The organism is Thioclava sp. ISO4 (genome assembly GCF_058105145.1).
The window spans coordinates 542,986-567,515 of sequence record NZ_CM176571.1; the positions used below are offsets into that span (position 1 = coordinate 542,986).

A 24,530-nucleotide genomic window follows, 5' to 3' on the forward strand; every position below is an offset into this window, starting at 1 on the left:
ATGGGCCGCGCCGAGAGCGAGGGCCACGGCCACCAGCCCGACCCGGCGAATACGCGGCTTTTGCGCGATGCGCTCGCGCAATTCGCGACCGGCGTGACCGTGGTGACCGCCTGCGCGCATGAAGACGCGGCAGAGCCTGTCGGGATGACGGTGAACAGCTTCGCCTCGGTCTCGCTCGATCCGGCGCTGATCCTGTGGTCGGCGGCGCGCTCCTCGTTCCGACATGCGCATTTCACGGCTACGCCCGCCTTCGCGGTGCATGTGCTGCGCTACGATCAGGAGGCGCTGGCGAAGCGGTTCACCAAGCGCGGCGAAGGGTTCGACGGTCTGTCCTACCGGCTGAACGCGGCGGGCGTTCCGCTGATCGACGACACGCTCGCCCGGTTCGAATGCACGACCGAGGCGCGCCACGACGGCGGTGATCACACGATCATCATCGGTCGCGTCACCCGCTTCGTGAAAGGCACCGGGACCGATCCGCTGCTTTTCGCGGGCGGTCAGTTCGGGCGCTTCCTTCCCGATCAGCGCAGCTGATCAAACTCTCGACGTATCAGCGCAGCTGAGCGATCTGCCGCGCGAGCATCGTCACCGCAGTGCTATTCGCCTTGGCGATCGCTTGCGCTTGGGGGTCCTGAGAGCCCATCGGCACCGTGAAATCGAACCGCCGCACTGTGTCGCCGCTGCTCTCAAAGCCACTCGCCGTCACAAAATAGACCCCCGAAACATGCAGCTGCCCATCGGCACCGGGCAGCATCTGCTCGATCCGCACCTCGATCTTGCGCGTGGGCGGATCGGCGAGCGGCCACGGCTCGGAGATCACCGTCGCGCCGGAAAGGGACGAGATTTGCCGCGCCAGCGCCAGCGTCACCGACCGCGCCGGATCATCCGCCCAGAGATTGTCCGGGTTCGACCGCAGCGCCCCGTCCTCTGTCTGGAACGCGATCTCCTGCCCGCCCGCATATTGCGGCAGCGACACCTCGCGCAGCTCCGCCCGGCCCAACCGGTTCGGCAGCGCCTTCTCGGCGGTGGGCGGGTCGATCGGGTAGCGCGCGATACTCTCGGGATCGGAACAGGCGGCGAGGCCCAGGAGGCATAGCGGGATCAGGCTCAGAGCTTTCATCGTCATCTCCTGTCAGCGGCCCAGAATGAAGGACTGCGGATTGCGTTCGATCATACGCGCGAGCGAGCCGATATTCGAGATCGCCCGACGCAGTTCGCGCAAAGTATTGAGGGTTTCGTTCGAGAAGTTGGAGCCACGCCCATAGGTCGCCACCAGTGCCTGCGCCTGATCGACGAGCGATTGCAGCTTCTGCGTCAGTTCCGGCAGCTGGTCGGAGGCTTTCGACACCGAATCCGCTGCGCTCTGCGCCGCATCGAGCGTCTGGTTCAGCTTGTCGGCAGCATTCGCCTCCTTCAGCTGGGTCAGGATCGCCGCGGTCTGCTCGAGCGTGTCGTTGAGCGATTGCGGCAGGTCCTGCGTGCCGGGCTTGTTCAGAAGCTGGTCGATACTGGCGAGGATCGTGTCGAGCTTATCGCCCACATCCTTGAGCGGCATATCTGCGATGGCCGTCGCGGCGCGATCTGCGGAGGCGAGCGTCTCGTCGAGACCCGAGATTTCCTCGAGCACGGAGGACGCAGCCTCTGTCACCCGGTCGAGCGCAGACACCGTCTTATCCGCGGCATCCTTCTTGTTCAGCTCGGTCGTGAAGGTCTTGAGCTGCTCCAGCAGACCGGACAACTCGCCCGGCACTTTTCGAGTTTCCTCGCTCTCGGCCACGGCGGAAATCGAGTCCAGCGTGCGGATCGCGGAGTTCATCACCTCCTCGATCGGCAACCCTTCGATCCGCTTGAAGACGCCCTGCGCCGATTTCGAGAGATCGTTCTCGGCCGCAGGCGCGGTCGGAAGCGTCGGATAGGGTTTGGCGTCGAGATTCATCTCGGCATCCGGCAGATCGGGCACATCGGTCAGTTCAATCACCGTCGTTCCGCCCAGAAGTCCGATATTCGCGATCCGCGCTCTCAGTCCGCTTTGAATCTCGCCCTGCAGGAACTGGGTCACAGCCTCTTCCCCGGCGTCGCGGGACAGGCCGAGCCGGTCCGGCGACAGCGCGATCGTCAGCTGTTGCTGCGCGTAGCTCTGACCGGTGCTGTCCTTGCGGATCTTGATCGCGAGCGCGGTAACCTCGCCCGCCTCGACGCCCCGGAACTGCACTTTCGAGCCGACTTCGAGCCCCTGCACGGGATCATCGAAGAGCAGCGTGTATTTCGGCGGATCGACCACGTCGGATTGGAAGACCGAGTTTTCCGCCGTGTCCTTGCCGTCATAGAGGCGGAAGGCGTGTTCATTCTCGACGATCCCGCCACCGCTGGTGAACGTGTCGAACTCCACCCCACCCTGCACCAGCGTCGCGAGCGAACGAACGTCGAGGCTGAGGCCGGAGGTGTCGAATTTCACGGAGAAGCCCGACGTGTCCCAGAACCGGGTCTGGGTCGTCAGCTGTTTGTTATACGGGGCTTCGATGAAGGCGTCCACGATCACGCCGGACCAGTCATCGTCGAGCCGCAGGTTTTGCAGATGGCCCACCGTCAGCCCGCGATAGAGCACCGGCGCCCCATCGACGATCCCGCCTGCATCCTTGGCGCGCAGCTCGATGATGGTGCCCTTGCTCGGATCCGGGGAGATCGGCGGCTTTTCGAGACCCTGAAACATGCTCTGCTGGCCGTTGGGCTTATTGTTCCAGAAGCCCTCGATATAGGTGCCCGACAGCACCGTCCCGAGGTTCTGAATGCCCCGCGCCGACACTTCGGGGCGGACCAGCCAGAATTTCGCATCCTGATCGACGAACGGCGCAACCTCGTTGTCGATGCGCACGCCGAGCTGCACCTGCTCCAGATCGGGGGTGAAGGAGACGCTCTCCACCTTGCCGACATCGACATCACGGAACTTGAGCGGCGTGCCGATCTCGACCCCGGTCGCATCCTTGAAGTTGATATGGATGAGCATCCCGCGATCCGAGACCGTCTTCCATGCGACGCCGAGCGTGATCAGCAAGGCGATCAGCGGCACGATCCAGACGACGGAAAGCCGCGTCCAGATCGGACGCGGAGCGTTGGAGGTTTCCAGCTCGGCCGGGCCGGTCTCGGGGGTGTCGTTCATGAACTCACTCTGTCAGGGCCGCGCCAGATCAGGCGCGGGTCGAAGCTTTGGGCGGATAGCATGGTGAATGCAACCGAGAGGGCGAAAGACGCGGCGGCAGGGCCGGGATGGATCGAGGCCACGAAGCCAAGCTGCACCAGTGCGGAGAGGATCGCGACAACAAAGACGTCGATCATCGACCAGCGGCCGATGAATTCCACCACCTCGTAGAGATGCAGATGCGGATGGCCGCCTTTGCGGCGCTCGTTTCCGACCGCGAGGGCGAGATAGGCGATGGCGATGAATTTCCCGATCGGGATCATCACCGAGGCGGCGAAGATGATCAGCGCCACGCCGTAATTGTGATGCCGCCACAGCTCCAGCGCACCGCCGACGATGGTGTTTTTCTGCTCATGACCCAGCGTCGCCGTGACCAGCATCGGGTAGAGATTGGCGGGAATGTAGAAGATAAGCCCCGCGATCCACCACGCCCAGACGCGCTGCAGCCCGCTCTTGTCGACCTTGTGCAGCGTCGCGCCGCAGCGTTCGCAATGCGCATGGTCAGGCGTCCAGACCCGACCGCAGCGGGTGCAGCCGATCAAGCCGGCATCGGTGGCGGTCAGCACATTCATTTTCGTTCGATCGCGTCCCATATCGTCCATTTGCTGACAAAGGAGTTCTTGAGCGCGATCACGATGATGAGAACGCAGAAAGCCCAGAAGGCGGGGCCGAGCGACACCTTGGCAAGACCGCCAAGTTTCACCAGCGCCACCGCCGTGCCGATGATGAAGATCTCCGCCATCGCCCAGGGCTGGCTTTCCTCGGCGAGACGGAACATCGTCGCGGCGTGTTTCCAGGCGGGTTTGCCATTGGCGAGCGGCCAGAGCGTGTAGATCAGCGCAGCGAAGCGGAAGATCGGCAGCGCCACGATCATCGACAGCACGAAGAAGGCCAGAGGCGCGATCCATCCGTCGGAAAATGCCATCGCGACGCCGAAGATAGAGCTCTCATGGCTCAGCCCGCGGGTCGAAATCTCGAGGAAAGGAAAGAAGATTGCCCCGATCATCAGGATCATCCCGGTGAAGGAGAAGGCGATGACATGCAGAAACGATCTCTCGCGCGGCGAGATCAGCACCGTTCCACAGCGAACACAGGTCGCCCGCTTGCCATCGGGCAGATGCGTCGCGCGATAGAGCGCGTCGCATTGCGGACAGGCAATCAGGTCGGCCGGGTCAGCTATCATTGTGTTCGGGTGCCCATTCATCTGCCAAATCTAGCGATTGGCCGCGCCACGACAAGGGAAGACGCGGGTAGCGCGCATTTTATCCGTCAATCGCCTGTTAACACGCACCTACTATACCGGAGCTGGGTGAAAAGAGGTGGTGGAATGAGCAACCGCGAAAACGCGGCGCCAATCATCATCAAGCGTAAGAAGGTCGTCGCGGGCGACGGGCACCACGGTGGGGCGTGGAAAGTGGCCTATGCCGATTTCGTCACTGCGATGATGGCCTTCTTCATGCTGATGTGGTTGCTGAACGCGACAACCGAGAAACAGCGCAAGGGCATCGCGGATTACTTCAATCCGACGATCCCGATCAATCGCATCTCCGGTGGCGGCGAAGGCGCTTTCGGCGGGGATTCCGTCTTCTCCGAGGACCAGATCGCTCAGAGCGGCACCGGCGCCGTCTCGCAACGCCCGACCGAAGAGCGTCAGGCCCGCGGCGAAAACTCCGCCGAGGACAAGCAGGACAACGATACCGCGCGTTTGAACGAGATGGCCCGCGCGATCGAGCAAGCTCTGATGGGCGTCGGCGGCGAGTCGATGGTCAGCGAGCAGCTCGCGCGTCATATCGTGACCCGCGTGACCGACGAGGGTCTGATCATCGAAATTTCCGACCTGCCCGACGCCCCGCTTTTCGTCGGCGACACCGCGAAGCCGCAGCCGGTTCTCCCCGATCTGGCGAAAATCCTGACGGGGGTCTTCTCGCTCGTCTCGAACAATGTCGCGATCAACGGCTACACGAGATCCTACCCGAAAATGCTGGCCCATGACCCGGTCTGGGAGCTCTCCGCCGCACGCGCCCAAGCGATGCGGACATTGCTGGACGAGGCCGGCTTCCCCCCCGATCGGCTGCAGCGCGTCAGCGGCTTCGCCGATCGCAAGCCGAAGGTCGAGCGTGCGATGGACCTGCGCAACAACCGTCTCGAAGTCATCGTGCTGCGCAATGGCCGGTAAGGCGCGTCTTAGCGAAGCGGTAACCACGGACCGAAAAAGGCGGACCTGTTAGGGCGATCTTAAACACCCGGGCGCAAAGGTAGGAATGAACTTCGGACGCAGCAGCAGAAAGGCGCATCCATGTCCATTTCCTCCTCGCTCAATGCGGGCGTGGCCGGCTTGGCCGCGAATGCCACACGTCTTGCCACGATCTCGGACAATATCGCGAATTCGGGTACATACGGCTACAAGCGCGCCGTCACCGAATTCGAAAGCATGGTGATCAATCAGGCGGCGAAGACCGGCTCCTATTCGGCTGGCGGCGTCCGTGCCTCCACGAGTCGCCTCATCGAAGAGAGAGGCTCGCTGGTCTCCACCTCGAACGCGCTCGACATCGCGGTTTCCGGGCGTGGCATGCTGCCCGTCATGACGGCCGTGGCGCTCGATAACTCCACGGGCGACGAACCTTTGAAGATGACCACGACGGGCGCGTTTCGCACCGATGTCGACGGGACCCTGATGACCGAACCCGGGCTTGTTCTGCTCGGCTGGCCCGCCAGCGCCGATGGCACCATCCCGACCTTCGCGCGCGACACGATGTCGGGGATGGAACCGGTGGTGATCAACGCCAACCAGACGGCCGGCGACCCCACGACGACGCTCAATCTCGGGGTCAACCTGCCCGCCACCGATACCGAAGCCGGCTCGGCTGGTGACACGCTGCCGCTTTCTGTCGAGTATTTCGGAAATCTCGGAACATCAGAAACCCTCGACATCACCTTCGAACCTACGGTTCCGGCCAGCGGCGCCTCGAACGAGTGGTCCATGGTCATTCGCGACAGCGCCACGGTCGATGATCCGGGCACCCCCGCGACCGATGAAAGCGTCATCGGGCGCTACGTCCTGACCTTCGACGACAGCCGTAGCAGCGGCGGCACACTCGCCTCGGTCAGTGTCATCTCCGGCGGCACCTATGATTCCTCGACCGGCACGCTCGATCTTTCCGTCGCAGGCGGTCCGCTAAGCGTCACCATCGGCAAGATTGGCGACACCAACGGGTTGACGCAGCTCTCCGACAGTTTCTCTCCGACGTCGATCACGAAGGATGGCTCACCCGTCGGCAATCTCACGGCCGTCGAGATCGATGAGGATGGCTATATCAAAGCCACCTACGACACCGGGTTCATCCGCACCGTCTATCAGATTCCTCTCGTCGATGTACCCAATCAGAACGGCCTTATCGCGCTCGACAAGCAGATTTTCGAAGTCTCCTCGAACTCCGGCTCTTTCTTCCTGTGGAATGCCGGTGACGGCCCGACCGGGTCGATCGAAGGCTACGCTCGCGAAGGCTCGACGGTCGATGTTGCAGAGGAGCTGACTAATCTCATCCAGACGCAGCGCGCCTACTCGTCCAACGCCAAGGTGATCCAGACGGTCGACGAGATGCTGCAGGAAACCACCAATATCAAACGCTGATCCTAATCGGATCGGCGACGGGAGGTCGCAATGGGAATCTCGCAAACGCTATCCAATGCCTTGTCGGGCCTCACCGCAGCCTCTCGCATGGCCGAGGTCGTGGCCTCCAATACCGCCAACGCGCTCACCGATGGCTACGCCCGGCGCGAGATTTCACTCGGCGCGCAGGTCGTCGGCCAGCAAGGTGCCGGTGTTCGCGTGCTCAGCGTCGACCGCATCGTCAACGAAACCCTCCGCAGCGATCTCCGCCTCTCCGATGCTGCCGCCCAAAACGCATCGCTGCGAGGCGATTTTCTTTCAACCTTCGAAGCTCGCATCGGCACGCCGGAGGATGCGAGTTCCTTATCCTCCAAATTCGCAGAGTTCGAAGCCTCGCTCGTCGAAGCTGGCAGCCGCCCAGAAAGCGAAGCCCGCCTGTCCACAGTGTTGAGCGCCGCCCGCGAGGTTACCGGGCACCTGAATACGCTCTCCGCACAATTGCAGGACAGCCGGATGGACGCAGACCGGAAAATCGCGACGCAGGTCGACGCCTTGAACAGCGCACTGGCACAGGTCGATGAACTCAACGCAACGATCCTGGCCGGAAAGGCCGCGGGCCATGACACCAATGCCCTCAAGGATCAGCGTCAAACGCTGGTCGACCGGATCTCCAGCATCGTCCCCACCCGCCAAGTCCCGCGCGAAAACGATCAGATCGCACTCTTCACCACAGGCGGTGCCGTCCTTCTCGAAGGCAACCCAGCGGAAATCGGGTTCACGGCGCGCGGAGTCATAACGCCAGACATGACCCATGACGGAGGGGTTCTCTCAGGCCTGACGCTCAACGGAAACGCCGTCTCAAGTGACGATGACGGGTTCTTCGGCGGCGGCACGCTTGGCGCCCTCTTCGCCATCCGTGACACGCTCGCTCCAAACCTGCAGGTTCAGATCGACGCACTCTCCCGCAACCTGATCGAGAGGGTCAGCGACCCGGCGGTCGACCCAACACTCAGTGGCGGCGCAGCCGGCCTCTTTACAGATGGCGGAGGCCCGCTCGATCCGCTCAACGAAACAGGCCTCGCCGGTCGGATCGTCATCAACCCGCTCGCGGACCCTGAACAAGGCGGCTCGCTCTCGCTGCTGCGTGACGGGTTCGGCGCATCTACCCCTGGCCCCGTGAGCAATGCAGATAATCTTTTCGCATTCGCCTCAGCGTTGACGACCGCGTCCGCACCCGCGTCCGGGAGTTTCGGCCCATCGCTTCATTCAAGCGCAGAGCTTTTCGCAAGCTTCTTGTCCCAAGTCACGAGCGATCGTCAAAGCAACGAGGCGACTCAAACCTATGCAAAGACCCGCTACGACACATTGAAAGAGCAGGCCTTCGCTGAGGGCGTCGATACCGATCATGAAATGCAGAAACTTCTGCAAATTGAAGAACTCTACAGCGCCAATGCACGCGTCATCCAAACCGTCGATGCACTGATCAAACAACTTCTGGAGATTTGAGATGAACTATCTCTCTGTTGGAGACATGGCGCTGAATTTCCAGATGCGACGCCACAATGCAGCGCTGGATACGAAATTGGCGACCCTTACCCAAGAAGTGACGTCTGGCATAAAATCCGATCTCGGCGCCGCCGTATCCGGCGACTTCGGCGCGCTCTCCGCGATCGATCGGAGTCTGAGATTGTTCGACGCATTCGACCTCGCCACTACCGAGGCGAGCCAATATGCAGACGCGATGCAACGCAGCCTCGAGCGGATCGGCAACCTCGACGACGGCATCAGTGCGGCCCTCATGTCCGCCGCAACCACCTCCAGCAAGATCATGATCGACGCGACCGTCGCGTCGGCAGCCGAAAAGTTCGACGCGCTGATCGCAACGCTCAACACGAATTCTGTCGGTCGCTACATATTCGCGGGCGATCAAGGAGATACGACCCCGCTGTCCGATGCCGAAACGATTATCACGTCCCTGTCTGCGGAGATTTCAGGGGCGACGAATGCGACGGATGTTCTCGCCACCCTCGATACGTGGTTCGCCGACCCAAGCGGTTTCAGCGCAACCTCCTATCAAGGTGGCGAAGCCAGAGGAAAATTCCACATCGCAGAGGGCGAAACCGCCGCGATCAATGTCACCGCAATCGACCCACGCGTCAAAGATGCGATCAAGGGCTACGCCATAGGCACGCTTTTGGACCGGGGTTTGTTTGACGGAGACCTGGCCGAGCGAAGTGCGCTTGCGAAGGAAGCGGGTGAGAGAATTCACTCGGGATCTCTCGCAACTGTCGAACTCGCCGCGGAAGTCGGTTCGTTCGAAGGCAAAGTCGCCTCGGCCGCGACACGGAACGATAGCGAACGCGCCAGCCTTGAAATTGCACGGACGAAACTCATCGGCGCCGACCCGTACGACTCGGCAACCGCGCTTGATGCGGTACGCTCCCAGATCGAGACGCTCTATCTTCTGACAAGTCGGCTCTCGAACCTCTCGATGACGGATTACATGTGATGTGGCGCTGGTTGCTAGTTGCCCTCGTTGTCCTCCCGCAGATCGCTCTCTGCGCCCCGATCCGCATTAAGGATCTGGTCGAATTCGACGGAGTGCGCGGGAACGATCTCGTCGGCTATGGTCTGGTCGTTGGATTGAACGGCACGGGTGACGGGTTGCGCAACGCTCCCTTTACCGAAGAGATCATGTCGAACATGCTCGAACGGCTCGGCGTTAACGTTACCGGGGAACAGTTTCGACCGAAGAACGTCGCCGCCGTGATGATCACGGCGAGCCTGCCACCCTTCGCGCGCGCGGGAAGCCAAATCGACATCACAGTCTCTGCAATTGGTGACGCCAAGAGCCTTCTTGGCGGCACCCTCGTGATGACCCCTTTGAAAGCGGCAGATGGCGAGATCTATGCGGTCGCGCAGGGCGCGATCATTGCCGGCGGCGCTGTGGCACAGGGAAACGCTGCGTCGGTCACTCAAGGCGTTCCGACCTCGGGAAACATTCCGTCGGGCGCACGCGTCGGGCGCGAAATCGCCTTCGAGATTAACGACCTCAATACGGTGCGCCTCGCGCTGCGCACGCCCGACTTCACCACTGCAAGCCGAATTGAAACCGCCATTAACCGCGAATACGGCCGGCGCGTCGCGGAAATGCTCGACGGCGGTACAGTTGCTTTGAACATTCGCGAGACCCGCGCGCGCTCGGTCGCGCATGCGATCGGCCGGGTAGAGAATCTCAGTGTCGAACCGGAACAGCGCGCCCGGGTCGTGGTCGACCAGCGTTCGGGCACGATCGTCATGGGGCGCGACGTGCGGATCTCGCGCGTGGCCGTCAGCCAAGGGAACCTGACGCTCAAAGTGGAAGAAAGCCCCCTCGTGGTGCAACCCAACCCGTTTTCGCAAGGAGATACGGTCGTCGTCCCCAGATCGCAGGCGACTCTCACGGAAGAGCCAGGCATTCGCATGGCCGAAGTCCCACAGGGCAGCTCGCTATCGGAATTGGTCGCGGGGCTCAACGCGCTCGGCGTCAGCCCGCGCGACATGATCGACATCCTCAAGAGCATCAATGCTGCGGGCGCGTTGCATGCCGAATTTGTCGTGAATTGACCTAAAGCCTCGAAAACGACTGCCCTGAAACAAGCGAAGCGGAACCTTGCGGTTCCGCCTCTGCGCCTGAACTTTCAGGAAGTGGTGCCGGTGATAGGACTCGAACCTACGACCCCATCATTACGAATGACGTGCTCTACCAGCTGAGCTACACCGGCACTGTGGCGGGCGATTACCATGCTCTTTCGGGGATGTGTAGCCCCAAAATGATCAAGCTGTCGCAGTTCCGCTTTGCGTCTCCTTCGATGCGCTTGCAGCCTCGCCTTCCTCCTTCGGCGGATCGACGATTTCCGCGTCCTGAATGGGGGCGTCTTCGGCTTCATCCTCTTTCTTGGGCGAGGTTTCGGCACTCGGCTTGCCCACGATCAAGGGAAGCATCTCCGCCCCATGCGGCAGCGGCGACTGCGCCTGTTGCGGCTCGCGCCAGCTGAGCGTGTCGAAGCCACCGCAATTGTCGCAGATCGGCGTCCATTCGGACTGAATGTTCTGACACTTGTCGCAGCACCATTGCGGACCGCGCGGTGCAGTCAGGGCCCGGGCCAACCACCCGCGCACGACGACATCCTCCGCCCCTTCGCCACGCTCGACCGCCGCCATGATCGTCAACGACCGGGCCGTCGGATGTGTCTCGACGAGGTCGCCCAGCGCCCGGCGCGCAGCCGGGAAATCTTCGGCCGCGATGTTCAGTTCGGCTTTCAGAAGGCGGGTTTCCTCATGATCGGGACGGCTCGAAAGCAGCTTCGAGAATCGCTTCAGCCGTGCGTCCGGCGTCTCATCCGGGGTGATCTCCGCGAAAGCGGTCGCAAGATCCGGATGCGGCCGCACTTCCCAAGCCTTGCGCAGAATGCGCTCCGCCGCGCCTTTCTTGCCCTTGTCGATATAGGCGCGGGCCGCCATCACGACGGCAGGCACCAGATCGGGCGACGCTTTGGCGGCCGAAATCGCGGCTTCGCGCGCCTCGACGCTCGCGCCTTCCTGCCAGACGCCCTTGGCCTCTTGCAGCGCGAGGACAGCATCGCGGCGCTTGTGGACGTCACGCGGCAATTCGCCCTGACGCATCTTCGCCTGCAAAATCTCCCGCGCGCCTTTCCAGTCGCCCGTTTCGGTCTGCAGACCCAGAAGCGTATCCTGAACTTCACGGTGACGCGGCTTGATCGCATAGGCTTTCTGCGCGAGCTTCAGCGCCGTTTCGGTATCGCCCTCTTCGAGCTTCTGGCGCAACAGCCCGCGAATCCCCACGAACCGCGTGCGGTCATCGGCGAGGAGCCGTTTGTAAACTTCGGTCGCTTTCTTCGAGTCGCCCGAGGCTTCCGCCGCCTGCGCGGTGAGAAGGTTGGTCAGCTCCGGACGTTGCAGATAGCGCTCGGCCTTCGCCGCTTTCGACATGGCGAGCTTGCCCTCGCCGGACGCGGCTGCGAGCAGCCCTTCGGACAGAGCCTGATAGCCTTTGCGTTCGCGATGCCGGTCGAAATAGCGGGTGATCGCGGTTTCGTCGCCCGCGAGGAAGCGCAGGAAGGCGACCACCAGACCGACGACCCGGATCACGATCCAGACCGCGATGAAGAGGATGATCGCGGCGATCACCGCCTGCAGCGGGCCCAAGGTGAATTCCATGCCGAGCGTCGTGATCCGCAGACCGCCCGTCATCTCGGCGAGATGCGCGAGGCCCAGGGTCGCCGCGGCGACGACAATCAGAAACAGCGCGATTTTGATGAATGACCAGATCATGTCCGTCTCCTTATTGCGTCGCGCCAAGCTGGTTGGCCGCGCCGAGCGCAGCCACCCGTGCTTTCGCCTGGTCCACCCAGTCGGACATCGCCTCCTGCGCGGGGTCGGGCAGTTTCGCGATCTCGTCGAGCGCCTCGGACAAGGCCCCCCGGTCGACATCGGCCTGCGCCCGCGACAGCACCGCATCCGCGCTATCGCCCTCTTTCGGCGCGACCGAGCGTGCCCCGGTCTGAGCCAGAAGGAAGGCGCCGACGCGATCGCTGATCGAGCCACCCGTCTCGGTGCGGCGCGCCGCCTGAAGCGCTGCCCGCGCGGCATCCGGGAAGCTCGATTGCAGCGACTGAAGGCTCGGAATGTCACCACTGAGCGCCGCCGGAATTTCGACACCCGCGTCACGCAGATCGGCCAGCGGTGCATCGAGCGAGGTGCCCGCATCCAACGCCGCTTTCACGCGCGCCGCCGCAGCCTGCGTCATCGCCGCCTTGGCAGCCGCTTCGCTTTGCGATTTCAGGCTCTGCGCCTGCGCTTCGGCTTCTTTTATCCGGGCTTCGGCAGCTTTCGCGGCCGCTTCGATCTCGGCTTGTGCCGCGCTGCCGCCAGTGTCGGTCTGCAGCGACGCGATCTGCGTTTTCAGATCCTCCAGCGCGGATTTATTCGCCCGGATCTCCGCATTGACCTGATCGAGCGCACTTTGCACGCCAGACAGGTCCGGCGCAGGCGGCTGCGACGATTTCAGGGTCGCAATCTCTTCGGAAAGTTGGCCAATTTGCTTCGATTGGTCATCGAGCTTGGCTTGAATGGCCGCCTCGTCCACCGGGGCCGGTGCGGTCGGCAGCAATCCGGAAAGTTGCGGCGGCAGATTGGGGATCGCCCAGATCGCGACGCCCGCCCCGATCACAGCCGCAATCACACCGCCCAGGAAAGCGGACCCGAACCCGCCGCGCTTTTCGATCACCGGCTGGGGCGAGGTGCTCGCCTTTGCCGTATCGCTTTTCGGCGGGGTCTTGTCGGTGGTCGCGGTGCTGCTGGTCGTCGCGGCGCTCGCTGGCTTCGCGGCCTGCGCTTTATCTTCCGATGTGCCGCTTGCGGGCGATTTCTTCGGCTCGACCTCCGGTTTTGCACTGGTCGTGGCCGGGGTCGAGGTCGTCTCAGCCTTCGCAGTCGCAGAACCGGACTTCGGTGCTGCATCGGATTTCGCAGCGGTCTGCGTTTTGGTTGCCGGCGTGGAGGTCGGCTTGGCGGTCCCGCTCGCACTCTTGGAGGTATCCGCTTTGGTCGCTGGCGTAGACGTGGAGGACGGCTTCGCGGGCGTGCTCGATTTCGATGCCGTAGCGGGCTTGCTGGACGCGGCCGCGCTCGACTTATCCGTCGCCTCTGGAGCCGTGGCGGCCTTGCTATCCTTCGGGGTTTGCGAAGAGGTTGCGTCGGATTTGGTCTCGGACTCGGTCGTCGATTTCGCGTCTTCCGGCTTGCTCGTATCGGAAGATTTCCCGGTTGTCCGTTTCGCCATCGTCTAAGCCCTCCACTACCGCACCAAATTGCGCGCTCACATCAACTTAGAAGTCAGTCCGCGACTGCTCAACCCGCCTTTTGCCTTTGCAGCAAGACGGCAAGCGCATCGAGCATCCCTTGCGCATCGGGATGCGGGGCAACTTCCAGATGGCACAAGCTAGCGCTTTTGAGGCGAGACGCCACTGCCTCGCTCATGGCTGCGACAAAGAGCGGCGGCTTAGGCGCGTCAGGCAAAGAATTTAGGAAGCGATCCGCCGCGTTTGGCGAGAAAATCGGCACTAATACAGGGCGCGATGCGCGCAGAACCGCCTGCGCATCATCGCTCAGCGGGCGTGAGACCTGGCGGTAAATGATCGCAGATTCAGTCTCTATTCCGGCGGAATTCAGCCGGTTTTCGAGATCGAAGGCGACCTGCTCTCCCCTCAGGAACAGCAGTTTTCCGCCGAGCTCCCGCTGCGCGATCATTTCGCTCAACGCCTCCGCATCGCCCGGCCCGGCGATCGCATTGAACCCGGCCTCGCGTGCCGCCTGCGCCGTGCGCTGTCCCACACAATAGGCGCGGCGGCCCTGTCCCTGAGCCAATCGTCGGAACGCGGCCACGGCATTTTGCGAGGTGAAGATTGCGGTCTGAAACTCGGGGATCGGCGTGTCCAGAGGCTCAATCTCCGTGAGCGGAGAGACGATGACGGGCCAATCATGCCCAAACCTGTTGCGGAATGCCTCGACGAATCCTTCTGCCGCGACGGCGGGTCGCGTGACGAGGAGAATCGGTCTCTCAGGCTGGCTGTCCATCCACCGCCCCGGGATTGTGCGAACGCTTCCCCGGTGTTACCTGCGTTGGATAACCCACGCAACAGGCGCCCCGATGACCGATACGCTGACTTTTCTCGGGCTTGAATCGAGCTGCGACGATACGGCAGCGGCGATCGTGCGCCTGACGGATGGCCAGCCGGAGATCCTCTCGAGCGTCGTCGCCGGGCAGACCGATCTGCATGCGGCCTTCGGCGGCGTGGTCCCCGAAATCGCCGCGCGCGCCCATGCCGAGAAGCTCGATCTCTGCGTCGAAGAGGCGCTGGGAGAGGCCGGACTTGGGCTCGACGCGCTGGATGGCATCGCGGTGACGGCGGGACCGGGGCTGATCGGCGGGGTGATGTCGGGCGTGATGTGCGCCAAGGGACTCGCCGCCGGGGCGGGGCTGCCGTTGGTTGGCGTGAACCACTTGGCGGGCCATGCGCTGACCCCGCGCCTGACCGATGGGCTGACATTTCCCTATCTGATGCTGCTGGTCTCCGGTGGGCATTGCCAGTTCCTGATCGCGAAAGGACCGGAGGATTTCTCGCGGCTCGGCGGCACGATCGACGACGCGCCGGGCGAGGCCTTCGACAAGGCGGCGAAGCTGATGGCCCTGCCCCAGCCCGGCGGACCCTCCGTCGAGGCCGAGGCGCGCAAGGGTGATCCCAAGGCTTTTGCCTTTCCGCGCCCCCTTCTGGATCGGCCGGGCTGCGATATGTCCTTCTCTGGGCTGAAGACCGCGCTGCTGCGCGCCCGCGATCAGGTGGTGGCAGAGCATGGCGGGCTGCCGCGCCAGATCCGCGCCGATCTTTGTGCGAGTTTCCAGCAGGCGATTGCGGATGTCCTGATCGAGAAATCGCGGCGCGCCTTGGCGGAATACCTCAAACTCGCACCCACCAACCCCGGCTTCGCGGTCGCAGGCGGTGTCGCGGCAAATCAGGCCATTCGGGCTGGACTAGAGACTGTTTCACGGGAAATGGGCGCTGAATTCGTGGCCCCGCCCTTGAAGCTTTGCACCGATAACGCGGCGATGATCGCATGGGCCGGAATCGAGCGGTTCCGCAGTGGCGCGCAAGACGGGATGGACCTGACCGCCCGTCCCCGCTGGCCGCTGGATCGCAGCGCCGCACCGCTTCTTGGATCGGGAAAGAAGGGGGCCAAGGCATGAGTATTTCGGTCCTGGGCGCGGGCGCTTTCGGCACGGCGATGGCGGTGACGCTGTCGCAAAACGGGCCGGTGACCCTTTGGGCGCGCGATGCCGAGCATGTGAAGGCCATGCGCGAGAGCGGCGAGAACGCGCGCCGCCTTCCGGGTGTAAAACTGCCCGAAAACGTCACTGTTTCAGCGGAAATCGCAGATGCGCTTCAGGCCGAGACACTGCTTCTCGCGATGCCGATGCAGAAGATGGCCGGGTTTCTCGACACCCATTCCGACACGCTTACGGGCAAGACCCTCGTCTCCTGCTCGAAGGGGATCGATCTCTCCACCGGTCAGGGGCCGACGACCCTGATCCGCGCGAAAGTGCCGGGGGCGCGGGCTGCGGTACTGACCGGGCCGAGCTTTGCCGGAGATATCGCGCGCGGCCTTCCGACCGCGCTGACGCTTGCCTGCGCCGATCATTCCGAAGAGCTGCAGGCCGAGCTGTCGACACCGACGCTGCGGCTGTATCGCACGACCGACACGACCGGGGCGGAACTCGGCGGCGCGCTGAAGAATGTCTACGCGATCGCCGCGGGCACCGTGATCGGCGCGGGGCTTGGCGATTCCGCGCGCGCCGCGCTGATGACCCGCGGTTTCGCCGAGATGTTGCGGATCGCGACGGAACTCGGCGCCCGGCCCGAGACGCTGTCGGGCCTGTCCGGTTTCGGCGATCTGGTGCTGACCTGCACCTCGGCGCAATCGCGCAATTTCCGGTTGGGCCACGCGATCGGCGCGGGCGAAGCCTTCGATCCCTCGATCACCGTCGAGGGCGCCGCGACCGCGCAGGCCCTGAACAAGCTGGCCCATGCGCGCGGGCTGGAAATTCCGGTCGCCGCGATGGTTCTTGCGCTTACCGAACAGTCAATCAGCGTGGATGAGGCGATGCAGGCTCTGCTCGCCCGCCCCTTGAAGGAGGAATGAGATGTATTTTGCCGTGATCTGCCGCGACAAGCCCGGCGCCCTGCAAACCCGGATGGACAACCGCGAGAAGCACCTCGCCTATATCGAAGAGACGGGCGTGGTCTTCATGGCGGGCCCGTTTCTCGAGAATGACCAGATGGTCGGCTCGCTCGTGATCGTGGAGGCCGACAGCCTCGAGGCCGCGCAGAACTGGGCCGCCAACGATCCCTATGCCAAGGCGGGTCTGTTCGAGGATGTGCAGGTCAAGGCGTGGAAAAAGGTGATCGGCTGATGCGGTACTGGCTGTTCAAATCGGAACCCAACAAGTTTTCCTGGGACGATCTGGTCGCCAAGGGCGATGCGGGCGAGGAATGGGACGGCATCCGCAACTATCTCGCGCGCAACAACATGCGCGAGATGAAGATCGGCGATCGCGGCCTGTTCTACCATTCGAATATCGGCAAGGAGGTCGTCGGGATCTGCGAAGTCGTGGCCGAGAGCCATCCGGATTCCACGACCGACGATCCGCGCTGGGATTGCGTTGACCTCAAGGCGGTGCGGCCCTTCACCAAGCCGGTCACGCTGGCCGATGTGAAAGGCGAGCCGCGCCTGTCGGAGATGTCGCTTGTGACCTCGATGCGGCTGTCGGTTCAGCCGGTCACCGAAGAGGAATGGAAAATCGTCTGCGAGATGGGCGAGACTGATCCGACCTGAGCCAGATAAAACAGGAGGGTTCCGGCACCCCAGCCAGAACCCTCCTTCACCCACGTGCACCCCTACGCACCACACGTGAAACTAAATCTCGGGTCTGGCCATCCTGGCCTCTGCCTTATGCGTATATGCAAAGATGCGGTCGCGCAAATGGCATCTACGGACAATATTCCTAAAATTCAGGGCGTTAACGGAAAACTCACGCCGAAAACGCGTGATTGCCATAGGGCGCTGCCGCGCTAATCTAGGGGCATGCAGCCGATCATTCTCGTCGCCCATGGATCCCCGTCAGAGCCTGAAATTCAGGAGAAGGCTCTGTTTTCCTTGGCCAATAAGGTCTCGGAAGAGATGCCGGACCGCAAGATAGACGCCGCGACCCTTGCAAAGCCGGGATCGTTGGAGGCCGCCTTGGCGCGGCACGAAGATCCGGTGATCTACCCCTATTTCATGGCGCAGGGCTGGTTTACCAAGACCGAACTTCCCCGACGGCTGGAAGCGGCGGGCTCGCAGGCGCGCCAGTTGGAGCCGTTCGGCGTCGATCCTGCGCTGCCCGATCTGCTGACCAGAGTGATCTTCGAGGCGCGCGCCTCGGAGGACGTCCCCGCCGACTCGCCCCTGATTCTCATGGCGCACGGGTCGAAAATATCGCGAAAATCGCGCAATTCGGTTTATGACATGGCCGAAACCTTGGGCTGCAATCCCGCGATGCCGGAGATTCATGTGGCCCTGATCGAAGAGCCCCCGTTCCTCGAAGATGTGGCCCGCGCGCACCCGGATGGCGTGTGTCTGCCCTTCTTCGCGCTGCGGGCAGGACATGTGACAGGTGATATTCCTGAGGCCTTGCAAGCAGCTAGCTATCGGGGACGCCTTTTGCCCGAGATCGGGGCCCATCGTGAGGTTCCCGTCCTGATTGCACAGGCGATTTCGCGGGTCTGATCACGAACCTTCACGGACTCGTAGATTGTCACATAGCTGTTACATAATGTTTGCATAAGCGTCATCGAAGACCCCTAGGACCGCGCTGAGGCCACTCGACGGCCCAAATTTCAGAACACTGGGAGTGATCTATGAAATCGTTCAACCTCGCCGCCTCCGCGATCGCGATCGTTGCCGCTTCGGGCACCGCCGCTTTCGCGCGTGACAACATCCAGGTCGCCGGTTCCTCGACCGTGCTGCCCTACGCCTCCATCGTCGCCGAAGCCTTCGGTGAAAACTTCGATTACCCGACCCCGGTCGTGGAATCGGGCGGCTCCTCGGCTGGCCTGAAGCGCTTCTGCGAAGGCGTTGGCGAAAACACGATCGACGTCGCGAACGCTTCGCGCAAGATCAAGGACAAAGAAGTCGCGACCTGCGCCGACAACGGCGTCACCGACATCATGGAAGTCCGCATCGGCTATGACGGCATCGTCTTCGCGTCGCAAAAAGACGGCCCGGCCTTCAACGCTTTCACCCCCTCGGACATCTTCAACGCGCTCGGCGCGAAGGTCCTGAAGGACGGCGAAATCGTCGACAACGGCTACGCCAAGTGGAACGAGTTCAACTCCGACCTGCCGGATGCCGACATCATCGCCTTCATCCCGGGCACCAAGCACGGCACCCGTGAAGTCTTCGAAGAGAAGGTTCTGCTGCAGGGCTGCGAAGACACCGGCGCGATGCAGGCCATGGTCGACGGCGGCATGTCGGAAGACGACGCCGAGGACGCCTGCATGGCGGTCCGCACCGACGGTAAGGCTGTCGACATCGACGGCGACTACACCGAGACCCTCGCCCGCATCGGCTCCAACCCGAACGGCATCGGCGTCTTCGGTCTGGCGTTCTACGAGAACAACACCGACAAGCTGAAAGTCGCGACCATGTCGGGCGTCGAGCCCTCGACCGAGACCATCGCTTCGGGCGAGTACCCGGTGTCGCGTCCGCTCTACTTCTACGTCAAGAAAGCGCATATCGGCGTGATCCCCGGCCTGAAGGAATACGCTGAGTTCTTCGTCTCCGACGAAATCGCTGGCCCCGACGGCCCGCTCGCTCAGTACGGCCTCGTTGCTGACCCGGAACTGGCCAAGACCCAGGACGCCGTGGCAAACGAAGTGACCATGGGTTCGGGCTCGTAATCGAGACCGCTATCTTCAGGGGGCGGCTTATTTCGCTGCCCCCTTTTTCCTTTTTGGTTATTTTCAACTGGTGGGGCTGAAATGCCTGTTTTGTGGATCGTTGTGATCGTGGTCGTGCTGGCGGCAGTCGGCTTCGTGATGGGCCGTATGCGCGCGCTGAATTCAGCGGGCGAAGACCGACGGTCTCTGCACAGCCTGCCGAATTACTACGGCTTCAACGTCGCGATGTTCACCGCCGTGCCGGCGCTTCTTCTGCTGCTGGTCTGGATGGTGGCGCAGCCGCTGATCGTGAATGCCCGCGTCTCCGCCGAGATCCCCGATGCGCTGCTGGACGGCTCGAACATGAGCCTCGTGATGTCTGATGTCCGACGCGTCGCGGATGGTCTCGACACCGCGATCGCCCAAGGCGCGCTGAGCGCGCGGCAAGCTGCGAATATCGATCTGCAAACCATGGACCTGCGGGAAGTTCTCGGCTCGGTCGGGGTCGCGCTCGGCTCAAGTGTCGATCCGGCGACGCTGAACGCGGCGCAGACCTATCGCGACATGACCTCGGTGGCCGATCTGGCGATGACGGTACTGGTTCTGCTGGCAGCCATCGCGGGCTTTGCCTTCGCCTACCTGCGCACGAACAAGGATTTCCGCGCCCGCAACACGGTCGAAAAAGGCGTGCGCGTTCTGCTGATCGCCGCGGCCTCCATCGCGATCCTGACGACGATCGGCATCGTTTTGTCGCTGGTCTTCAACACGGTCGAGTTCTTCCGCCTCTATCCGATCGCCGATTTCTTCCTCGGCACGACATGGTCGCCGAGCTTCGGGGGCGGGTCGGAGCTGGGCATCCTGCCGCTTCTGTGGGGTACGCTCTACATCTCGCTGGTGGCGCTTCTGGTCGCGGTGCCGATCGGGCTGTTCGCCGCCGTCTACCTGTCGGAATACGCGACCAAATCGGTGCGCGGCATCGTGAAACCGCTGCTCGAAGTGCTCGCCGGGATCCCGACCATCGTCTACGGCCTTTTCGCCCTGCTGACCGTGGGCCCGTTCCTGCTGTCGATCTTCGGCGCAAATGGTCCGACCGCTGCGATGGCCGATGGCGGCTGGATGCATGCGGGCACGGCGGTGATGACCGCGGGTCTGGTGATGGGCATCATGCTGATCCCCTTCGTCTCCTCGCTGTCCGACGACATCATCAACGCGGTGCCGCAAAGCTTGCGCGACGGCTCCTATGGCCTCGGCGCGACGAAATCCGAAACGATCAAGCAGGTGATCCTGCCCGCAGCTCTGCCCGGCATCGTCGGCGCAGTGCTTCTGGCGACCTCGCGCGCCATTGGCGAGACGATGATCGTGGTTCTGGGTGCCGGCGCCGCCGCGCGGCTCAGCATGAACCCGTTCGACGCGATGACCACCGTCACCGCCAAGATCGTCTCGCAGCTGACCGGTGACGCCGATTTCGCCTCCCCCGAGGCGCTGGTCGCCTTCGCGCTCGGCATGACGCTGTTCGTCCTGACGCTCGGGCTCAACATCTTCGCGCTCTACATCGTGCGCAAATACCGGGAGCAATACGAATGAGTGATGCGACCCAACACGGCGCAAGCCAGCCCGCGACGCGCTCGCTGCATCATGTCGATGCCCGCACGAAACGCCGCAACGCCTCCGAGAAGCGTTTCAAGGCGCTTGGCATCGGGGCGATCGGGATCGGCCTCGCTTTCCTCGTGATCCTGCTGGTGACGATCGTCTCCAACGGCGCGACCGCGTTTCAGCAGACCTTCATCGAAGTGCCGGTCCATCTGGACGCCGCGAAGCTCGACAAGAAGGGCAATCGCGATCCGGAGGATCTGAAGAAGGCGACGACCTTCACCTACAAGCCGCTGATCGAGAAAGCTCTGCTCGACGCGGTGGAGAAATCCGGCGCGACGACCGAGCTGACCAAGGCGAAGGACATGAAGAACCTGATCTCGGCCTCGGCTGCGAGCCAGGTGCGCGACACGGTGCTCGCCGACCCGTCGATCATCGGCACGACGGTGGATTTCAAGATCCTCGCCTCGTCGCGGGTGGACAGCTACCTCAAGGGTCGGGTGCATCGCGACGAGATCGCCAAGGACAAGAACATCTCCGTGGCGCAACTCGACCTCGTCGATCAGCTTCGCGATGCGGGCATCATCCATAAAGGTTTCAACTGGGCCTTCATCTTCGGCGCCGACGCCTCCGACAGCCGCGCCGAGCAGGCCGGGATCGGGATCTCGATGCTAGGCTCGTTCTACATGATGCTGGTGGTGCTGGTGCTGGCCCTGCCGATCGGGGTCGCCGCCTCGATCTATCTGGAAGAATTCGCGCCGAAGAACCGCTTCACCGACCTGATCGAGGTGAATATCTCGAACCTCGCGGCGGTGCCCTCGATCGTCTTCGGTATCCTCGGCCTCGCGGTCTTCATCCAGTTCGCGCATCTGCCGCAATCGGCCCCGCTGGTCGGTGGCCTCGTGCTGACGCTGATGACCCTGCCGACGATCATCATCTCGACCCGTGCCGCGCTGAAAGCCGTGCCGCCCTCGATCCGCGACGCCGCCCTCGGCGTTGGCGCATCGAAGATGCAATCGGTCTTCCACCACGTTCTGCCGCTGGCGATGCCCGGCATCCTGACCGGCACGATCATCGGTCTGGCGCAGGCTCTGGGCGAGACCGCACCGCTCCTGCTGATCGGGATGGTGGGCTATATCGCGACCAACGCGCCGGACGGGTTCCTCGACGGCTTCGTCTCGCCCAACTCGGCCATGCCCGCGCAGATCTACGAATGGGCCAAGCGCGCCGACCCGGCATTTTACGAACGCGCCTGGGGAGGTATCATCATTCTGCTGATCTTCCTTCTGGGCATGAACATCATCGCCATCATCCTGCGCCGCAAATTCGAGCGTCGCTGGTAAGGGAGCGCGAGACAAATGGAAGACATGAGCCTGACGGAGAGAGCCGTGACCACTGACGACATCAAGATCACCGCACGCAACGTGCAGGTCCATTACGGCGACACCCACGCGATCAAGGACGTCGATGTCGACATTCTCGACAAGACCGTCACCGCGTTCATCGGCCCGTCGGGCTGCGGGAAATCGACCTTCCTGCGCTGCCTGAACCGGATGAACGACACGATCGATATCTGCCGCGTCGAAGGCGACATCAAACTCGACGGCGAAGACATCTACGACAAGCGCGTCGATCCGGTCCAGCTGCGCGCCAAGGTCGGCATGGTGTTCCAGAAGCCGAACCCGTTCCCGAAGTCGATCTACGACAACGTGGCCTATGGGCCGAAAATCCACGGCCTGACGAAGAACAAGGCCGAACTGGATCAGGTGGTCGAGGACTCGCTGCGCAAGGCCGCACTGTGGAACGAGGTGAAAGATCGACTGCACGCGCCGGGCACCGGGCTTTCGGGCGGTCAGCAACAGCGCCTGTGCATCGCGCGCGCCGTGGCGACCTCGCCGGAAGTGCTGCTGATGGACGAGCCCTGCTCGGCGCTCGACCCGATCGCGACCGCGCAGGTCGAGGAACTGATCGACGAGCTTCGGGCGAATTTCTCGGTGGTGATCGTGACGCACTCGATGCAACAGGCCGCGCGCGTGAGTCAGAAGACCGCGTTCTTCCACCTCGGAAACCTCGTCGAATACGACGACACGGACAAGATTTTCACCAACCCGTCCGACAGCCGGACGGAAAGCTACATTACCGGCCGTATCGGCTGAGGAGGCAAATAATCATGAGCGAGCACATTCTTTCCGCCTTCGACCGCGACCTTGAGGCGGTGCAGGCATTGGTCGTCAAAATGGGCGGCCTCGTCGAGGAGCAGATCCTTGAAAGCGCCCGCGCCCTCGAAGTGCGCGATCTCGAACTGGCCGAGGAAATCCGCGGCCGCGACCGCGCCGTCGACGAGCTGGAAGAGAAGATCAACGAAGAGGCCGCGCGCCTGATCGCCCTGCGCGCCCCCGCCGCGCGCGACCTGCGCATGGCGCTCTCGGTCATCAAGATCTCGGCGAGCCTCGAGCGGGTCGGCGATTACGCGAAGAACATCGCCAAGCGCACGCAGGTTCTCTCCGACGGGCCGCAGATCAGCGGCACCGCGACCGCGATCCGCCGCATGGCGGGCACGACCGAAGCGATGCTGAAAGACGCGCTCGACGCCTATATCCAGCGCGACCCGAAACTGGCCGCCGATGTGCGCGAGCGCGATCTTGAGGTGGACCAGATGTATAACGCGCTGTTCCGCGAATTCCTGACCTACATGATGGAAGACCCGCGCAACATCACGCCCTGCATGCACCTGCATTTCATCGCGAAGAACATCGAGCGGATGGGCGACCATGCGACGACGATCGCCGAGCAGGTGATCTACCTCGTGACCGGCGAAATGCCGGAAGACGCGCGCCCGAAAAGCTCTAGCGTGGTTTGACGGAGACCTCAGAGATGTCGCCAGCCCAACAGCCCTGTGTCCTCGTGGTCGAAGACGAAAACGCCCAGCGCGAAGTTCTCAGCTACAACCTCGAAGCCGAAGGGTTTCGCGTCGTGATGGCGGAGAACGGAGACGAGGGCCTCTTGTTCCTGAAGGAAGAGAAGCCCGATCTGATCGTGCTGGACTGGATGCTGCCCAATGTCTCCGGCATCGAGATTTGTCGCCGGGTTAAGGCCAATTCCGAGACCCGCAACATTCCGGTCATCATGCTCTCGGCACGCTCCGAAGAGGTGGACCGGGTTCGGGGCCTCGAGACCGGCGCGGACGACTACGTCGTGAAACCCTATTCGGTCGTCGAGCTGATGGCCCGCGTCCGCACCCAGCTGCGCCGCACGCGGCCCGCCACGATGGGCGAGCGGCTGAGCTTCGAGGACATCATCCTCGATGCCGAGGAGCACCGCGTCTTCCGCAACGGCCAACCGCTGAAACTCGGGCCGACCGAGTTCCGGCTGCTTTCGACGATGATGGAAAAACCGGGCCGCGTCTGGACCCGCGATCAACTGCTCGACCGGGTCTGGGGGCGCGACATCTATGTCGACACCCGCACCATCGACGTCCATGTCGGGCGGCTGCGCAAGGCGCTGATGGCCAATGGCGGGGATGATCCGGTGCGCACGGTGCGCGGCACGGGCTACGCGCTGGGATAAAGCGAAACAGGCGCGCGGATCACCGCGCGCC

25 protein-coding genes and 1 tRNA gene are annotated in these 24,530 nt (G+C 63.0%); 18 read left to right on the forward strand and 8 right to left on the reverse strand.

Features of this window, described 5'->3' with window-relative positions; translation table 11 throughout:
• Positions 1-534 carry a flavin reductase family protein gene (locus AC2TZ7_RS02755; RefSeq protein WP_489866778.1) on the forward strand — a complete coding sequence of 178 codons (534 nt, stop codon included), beginning with the start codon at positions 1-3 and terminating at the stop codon, positions 532-534.
• 16 nt (positions 535-550) lie between these two features.
• Here AC2TZ7_RS02755 and AC2TZ7_RS02760 read toward each other — a convergent pair whose 3' ends face one another.
• The 4 genes from AC2TZ7_RS02760 to AC2TZ7_RS02775 are packed head-to-tail and all read right to left on the reverse strand — an operon-like array spanning position 551 to position 4,379.
• Positions 551-1,120, reverse strand: a complete 570-nt coding sequence (locus tag AC2TZ7_RS02760; RefSeq protein ID WP_489865814.1) for a PqiC family protein — start codon at positions 1,118-1,120, stop codon at positions 551-553.
• Positions 1,121-1,132: 12 nt separating this feature from the next.
• Positions 1,133-3,157 (reverse strand): PqiB family protein, encoded by a 2,025-nt coding sequence (locus AC2TZ7_RS02765; protein ID WP_489865815.1) that lies wholly within the window; start codon positions 3,155-3,157, stop codon positions 1,133-1,135.
• Complete coding sequence (locus AC2TZ7_RS02770; protein ID WP_489865816.1) at positions 3,154-3,798, reverse strand: paraquat-inducible protein A; 645 nt, start codon at positions 3,796-3,798, stop codon at positions 3,154-3,156. Before AC2TZ7_RS02770 ends, AC2TZ7_RS02765 begins: the two co-directional genes overlap by 4 nt.
• Entirely contained in the window at positions 3,765-4,379 is a 615-nt protein-coding gene (locus AC2TZ7_RS02775) for a paraquat-inducible protein A (protein ID WP_246831995.1), read from the reverse strand. The genes AC2TZ7_RS02770 and AC2TZ7_RS02775 overlap by 34 nt, the downstream gene beginning before the upstream one ends.
• Positions 4,380-4,523: 144 nt before the next feature.
• Between AC2TZ7_RS02775 and AC2TZ7_RS02780 the strand changes: the two genes are divergently transcribed.
• The 5 genes from AC2TZ7_RS02780 (at position 4,524) to AC2TZ7_RS02800 (ending at position 10,412) form a co-directional block, all read left to right on the forward strand.
• The gene (locus AC2TZ7_RS02780) at positions 4,524-5,372 is read left to right on the forward strand and encodes a flagellar motor protein MotB (protein WP_489865817.1); all 849 of its coding nucleotides are present in this window, start codon (positions 4,524-4,526) and stop codon (positions 5,370-5,372) included.
• Between the two features lie 120 nt (positions 5,373-5,492).
• Positions 5,493-6,827, forward strand: coding sequence for a flagellar hook protein FlgE (locus AC2TZ7_RS02785; RefSeq protein WP_489865818.1), 1,335 nt, complete (start codon positions 5,493-5,495; stop codon positions 6,825-6,827).
• A gap of 30 nt (positions 6,828-6,857) precedes the next feature.
• Positions 6,858-8,312, forward strand: coding sequence for a flagellar hook-associated protein FlgK (gene flgK, locus AC2TZ7_RS02790; RefSeq protein ID WP_489865819.1), 1,455 nt, complete (start codon positions 6,858-6,860; stop codon positions 8,310-8,312).
• Between the two features lies 1 nt (position 8,313).
• A complete protein-coding gene (locus AC2TZ7_RS02795) occupies positions 8,314-9,315 on the forward strand; it encodes a flagellin family protein (RefSeq protein WP_489865820.1) in 1,002 nt (333 codons plus the stop codon).
• Positions 9,315-10,412, forward strand: coding sequence for a flagellar basal body P-ring protein FlgI (locus tag AC2TZ7_RS02800; RefSeq protein ID WP_489865821.1), 1,098 nt, complete (start codon positions 9,315-9,317; stop codon positions 10,410-10,412). The genes AC2TZ7_RS02795 and AC2TZ7_RS02800 overlap by 1 nt, the downstream gene beginning before the upstream one ends.
• Positions 10,413-10,494: 82 nt before the next feature.
• On the opposite strand, the gene AC2TZ7_RS02805 is transcribed toward AC2TZ7_RS02800, so the two are convergent.
• From AC2TZ7_RS02805 to AC2TZ7_RS02815, 3 genes are all read right to left on the reverse strand, one after another.
• Positions 10,495-10,570, reverse strand: a tRNA-Thr gene (locus AC2TZ7_RS02805).
• Between the two features lie 52 nt (positions 10,571-10,622).
• On the reverse strand, positions 10,623-12,140 hold the full coding sequence (locus AC2TZ7_RS02810) for a heme biosynthesis protein HemY (protein ID WP_489865822.1): 1,518 nt from the start codon (positions 12,138-12,140) through the stop codon (positions 10,623-10,625).
• A 10-nt stretch (positions 12,141-12,150) separates the two neighbouring features.
• Entirely contained in the window at positions 12,151-13,095 is a 945-nt protein-coding gene (locus tag AC2TZ7_RS02815; RefSeq protein WP_489865823.1) for a COG4223 family protein, read from the reverse strand.
• Between the two features lie 13 nt (positions 13,096-13,108).
• Here AC2TZ7_RS02815 and AC2TZ7_RS02820 point away from each other — a divergent pair, with 13 nt between their 5' ends.
• Positions 13,109-13,657, forward strand: a complete 549-nt coding sequence (locus AC2TZ7_RS02820) for a hypothetical protein (protein ID WP_489865824.1) — start codon at positions 13,109-13,111, stop codon at positions 13,655-13,657.
• A 61-nt stretch (positions 13,658-13,718) separates the two neighbouring features.
• Here the strand turns inward: AC2TZ7_RS02820 and AC2TZ7_RS02825 are convergent, their stop codons facing one another.
• Positions 13,719-14,444, reverse strand: coding sequence for a uroporphyrinogen-III synthase (locus AC2TZ7_RS02825; RefSeq protein WP_489865825.1), 726 nt, complete (start codon positions 14,442-14,444; stop codon positions 13,719-13,721).
• A 73-nt stretch (positions 14,445-14,517) separates the two neighbouring features.
• Between AC2TZ7_RS02825 and tsaD the strand changes: the two genes are divergently transcribed.
• The 11 genes from tsaD (at position 14,518) to phoB (ending at position 24,499) form a co-directional block, all read left to right on the forward strand.
• Entirely contained in the window at positions 14,518-15,612 is a 1,095-nt protein-coding gene (gene tsaD, locus AC2TZ7_RS02830; RefSeq protein ID WP_489865826.1) for a tRNA (adenosine(37)-N6)-threonylcarbamoyltransferase complex transferase subunit TsaD, read from the forward strand.
• Entirely contained in the window at positions 15,609-16,565 is a 957-nt protein-coding gene (locus AC2TZ7_RS02835; RefSeq protein ID WP_489865827.1) for an NAD(P)H-dependent glycerol-3-phosphate dehydrogenase, read from the forward strand. Before tsaD ends, AC2TZ7_RS02835 begins: the two co-directional genes overlap by 4 nt.
• A 1-nt stretch (position 16,566) precedes the next feature.
• Entirely contained in the window at positions 16,567-16,836 is a 270-nt protein-coding gene (locus AC2TZ7_RS02840; RefSeq protein WP_489865828.1) for a YciI family protein, read from the forward strand.
• Positions 16,836-17,258 (forward strand): EVE domain-containing protein, encoded by a 423-nt coding sequence (locus AC2TZ7_RS02845; protein WP_078522684.1) that lies wholly within the window; start codon positions 16,836-16,838, stop codon positions 17,256-17,258. Before AC2TZ7_RS02840 ends, AC2TZ7_RS02845 begins: the two co-directional genes overlap by 1 nt.
• A 249-nt stretch (positions 17,259-17,507) precedes the next feature.
• A complete protein-coding gene (locus AC2TZ7_RS02850) occupies positions 17,508-18,191 on the forward strand; it encodes a sirohydrochlorin chelatase (RefSeq protein WP_489865829.1) in 684 nt (227 codons plus the stop codon).
• A 131-nt stretch (positions 18,192-18,322) separates the two neighbouring features.
• Complete coding sequence (locus AC2TZ7_RS02855; RefSeq protein WP_489865830.1) at positions 18,323-19,363, forward strand: PstS family phosphate ABC transporter substrate-binding protein; 1,041 nt, start codon at positions 18,323-18,325, stop codon at positions 19,361-19,363.
• 81 nt (positions 19,364-19,444) lie between these two features.
• Positions 19,445-20,926 (forward strand): phosphate ABC transporter permease subunit PstC, encoded by a 1,482-nt coding sequence (pstC, locus tag AC2TZ7_RS02860; protein WP_489865831.1) that lies wholly within the window; start codon positions 19,445-19,447, stop codon positions 20,924-20,926.
• Positions 20,923-22,275 carry a phosphate ABC transporter permease PstA gene (gene pstA, locus AC2TZ7_RS02865; RefSeq protein WP_489865832.1) on the forward strand — a complete coding sequence of 451 codons (1,353 nt, stop codon included), beginning with the start codon at positions 20,923-20,925 and terminating at the stop codon, positions 22,273-22,275. The genes pstC and pstA overlap by 4 nt, the downstream gene beginning before the upstream one ends.
• 15 nt (positions 22,276-22,290) lie before the next feature.
• Positions 22,291-23,088: a phosphate ABC transporter ATP-binding protein PstB gene (gene pstB / locus AC2TZ7_RS02870; RefSeq protein ID WP_078522679.1), complete on the forward strand. Its 798-nt coding sequence runs from the start codon at positions 22,291-22,293 to the stop codon at positions 23,086-23,088.
• Positions 23,089-23,102: 14 nt separating this feature from the next.
• Entirely contained in the window at positions 23,103-23,792 is a 690-nt protein-coding gene (phoU, locus tag AC2TZ7_RS02875) for a phosphate signaling complex protein PhoU (protein ID WP_176536084.1), read from the forward strand.
• A 14-nt stretch (positions 23,793-23,806) separates the two neighbouring features.
• Positions 23,807-24,499 carry a phosphate regulon transcriptional regulator PhoB gene (gene phoB, locus AC2TZ7_RS02880; RefSeq protein WP_078522678.1) on the forward strand — a complete coding sequence of 231 codons (693 nt, stop codon included), beginning with the start codon at positions 23,807-23,809 and terminating at the stop codon, positions 24,497-24,499.
• Positions 24,500-24,530 lie beyond the last annotated feature (31 nt).

Excerpts from the sequence above, each read along its gene's own strand:
- AC2TZ7_RS02755 (WP_489866778.1), top strand. The coding sequence starts at position 1 with ATGGGCCGCGCCGAGAGCGAGGGCCACGGCCACCAGCCCGACCCGGCG.
- AC2TZ7_RS02760 (WP_489865814.1), bottom strand. The coding sequence starts at position 1,120 with ATGAAAGCTCTGAGCCTGATCCCGCTATGCCTCCTGGGCCTCGCCGCC.
- AC2TZ7_RS02765 (WP_489865815.1), bottom strand. The coding sequence starts at position 3,157 with ATGAACGACACCCCCGAGACCGGCCCGGCCGAGCTGGAAACCTCCAAC.
- AC2TZ7_RS02770 (WP_489865816.1), bottom strand. The coding sequence starts at position 3,798 with ATGGACGATATGGGACGCGATCGAACGAAAATGAATGTGCTGACCGCC.
- AC2TZ7_RS02775 (WP_246831995.1), bottom strand. The coding sequence starts at position 4,379 with ATGATAGCTGACCCGGCCGACCTGATTGCCTGTCCGCAATGCGACGCG.
- AC2TZ7_RS02780 (WP_489865817.1), top strand. The coding sequence starts at position 4,524 with ATGAGCAACCGCGAAAACGCGGCGCCAATCATCATCAAGCGTAAGAAG.
- AC2TZ7_RS02785 (WP_489865818.1), top strand. The coding sequence starts at position 5,493 with ATGTCCATTTCCTCCTCGCTCAATGCGGGCGTGGCCGGCTTGGCCGCG.
- flgK (WP_489865819.1), top strand. The coding sequence starts at position 6,858 with ATGGGAATCTCGCAAACGCTATCCAATGCCTTGTCGGGCCTCACCGCA.
- AC2TZ7_RS02795 (WP_489865820.1), top strand. The coding sequence starts at position 8,314 with ATGAACTATCTCTCTGTTGGAGACATGGCGCTGAATTTCCAGATGCGA.
- AC2TZ7_RS02800 (WP_489865821.1), top strand. The coding sequence starts at position 9,315 with ATGTGGCGCTGGTTGCTAGTTGCCCTCGTTGTCCTCCCGCAGATCGCT.
- AC2TZ7_RS02810 (WP_489865822.1), bottom strand. The coding sequence starts at position 12,140 with ATGATCTGGTCATTCATCAAAATCGCGCTGTTTCTGATTGTCGTCGCC.
- AC2TZ7_RS02825 (WP_489865825.1), bottom strand. The coding sequence starts at position 14,444 with ATGGACAGCCAGCCTGAGAGACCGATTCTCCTCGTCACGCGACCCGCC.
- tsaD (WP_489865826.1), top strand. The coding sequence starts at position 14,518 with ATGACCGATACGCTGACTTTTCTCGGGCTTGAATCGAGCTGCGACGAT.
- AC2TZ7_RS02835 (WP_489865827.1), top strand. The coding sequence starts at position 15,609 with ATGAGTATTTCGGTCCTGGGCGCGGGCGCTTTCGGCACGGCGATGGCG.
- AC2TZ7_RS02840 (WP_489865828.1), top strand. The coding sequence starts at position 16,567 with ATGTATTTTGCCGTGATCTGCCGCGACAAGCCCGGCGCCCTGCAAACC.
- AC2TZ7_RS02845 (WP_078522684.1), top strand. The coding sequence starts at position 16,836 with ATGCGGTACTGGCTGTTCAAATCGGAACCCAACAAGTTTTCCTGGGAC.
- AC2TZ7_RS02850 (WP_489865829.1), top strand. The coding sequence starts at position 17,508 with ATGCAGCCGATCATTCTCGTCGCCCATGGATCCCCGTCAGAGCCTGAA.
- AC2TZ7_RS02855 (WP_489865830.1), top strand. The coding sequence starts at position 18,323 with ATGAAATCGTTCAACCTCGCCGCCTCCGCGATCGCGATCGTTGCCGCT.
- pstC (WP_489865831.1), top strand. The coding sequence starts at position 19,445 with ATGCCTGTTTTGTGGATCGTTGTGATCGTGGTCGTGCTGGCGGCAGTC.
- pstA (WP_489865832.1), top strand. The coding sequence starts at position 20,923 with ATGAGTGATGCGACCCAACACGGCGCAAGCCAGCCCGCGACGCGCTCG.
- pstB (WP_078522679.1), top strand. The coding sequence starts at position 22,291 with ATGGAAGACATGAGCCTGACGGAGAGAGCCGTGACCACTGACGACATC.
- phoU (WP_176536084.1), top strand. The coding sequence starts at position 23,103 with ATGAGCGAGCACATTCTTTCCGCCTTCGACCGCGACCTTGAGGCGGTG.
- phoB (WP_078522678.1), top strand. The coding sequence starts at position 23,807 with ATGTCGCCAGCCCAACAGCCCTGTGTCCTCGTGGTCGAAGACGAAAAC.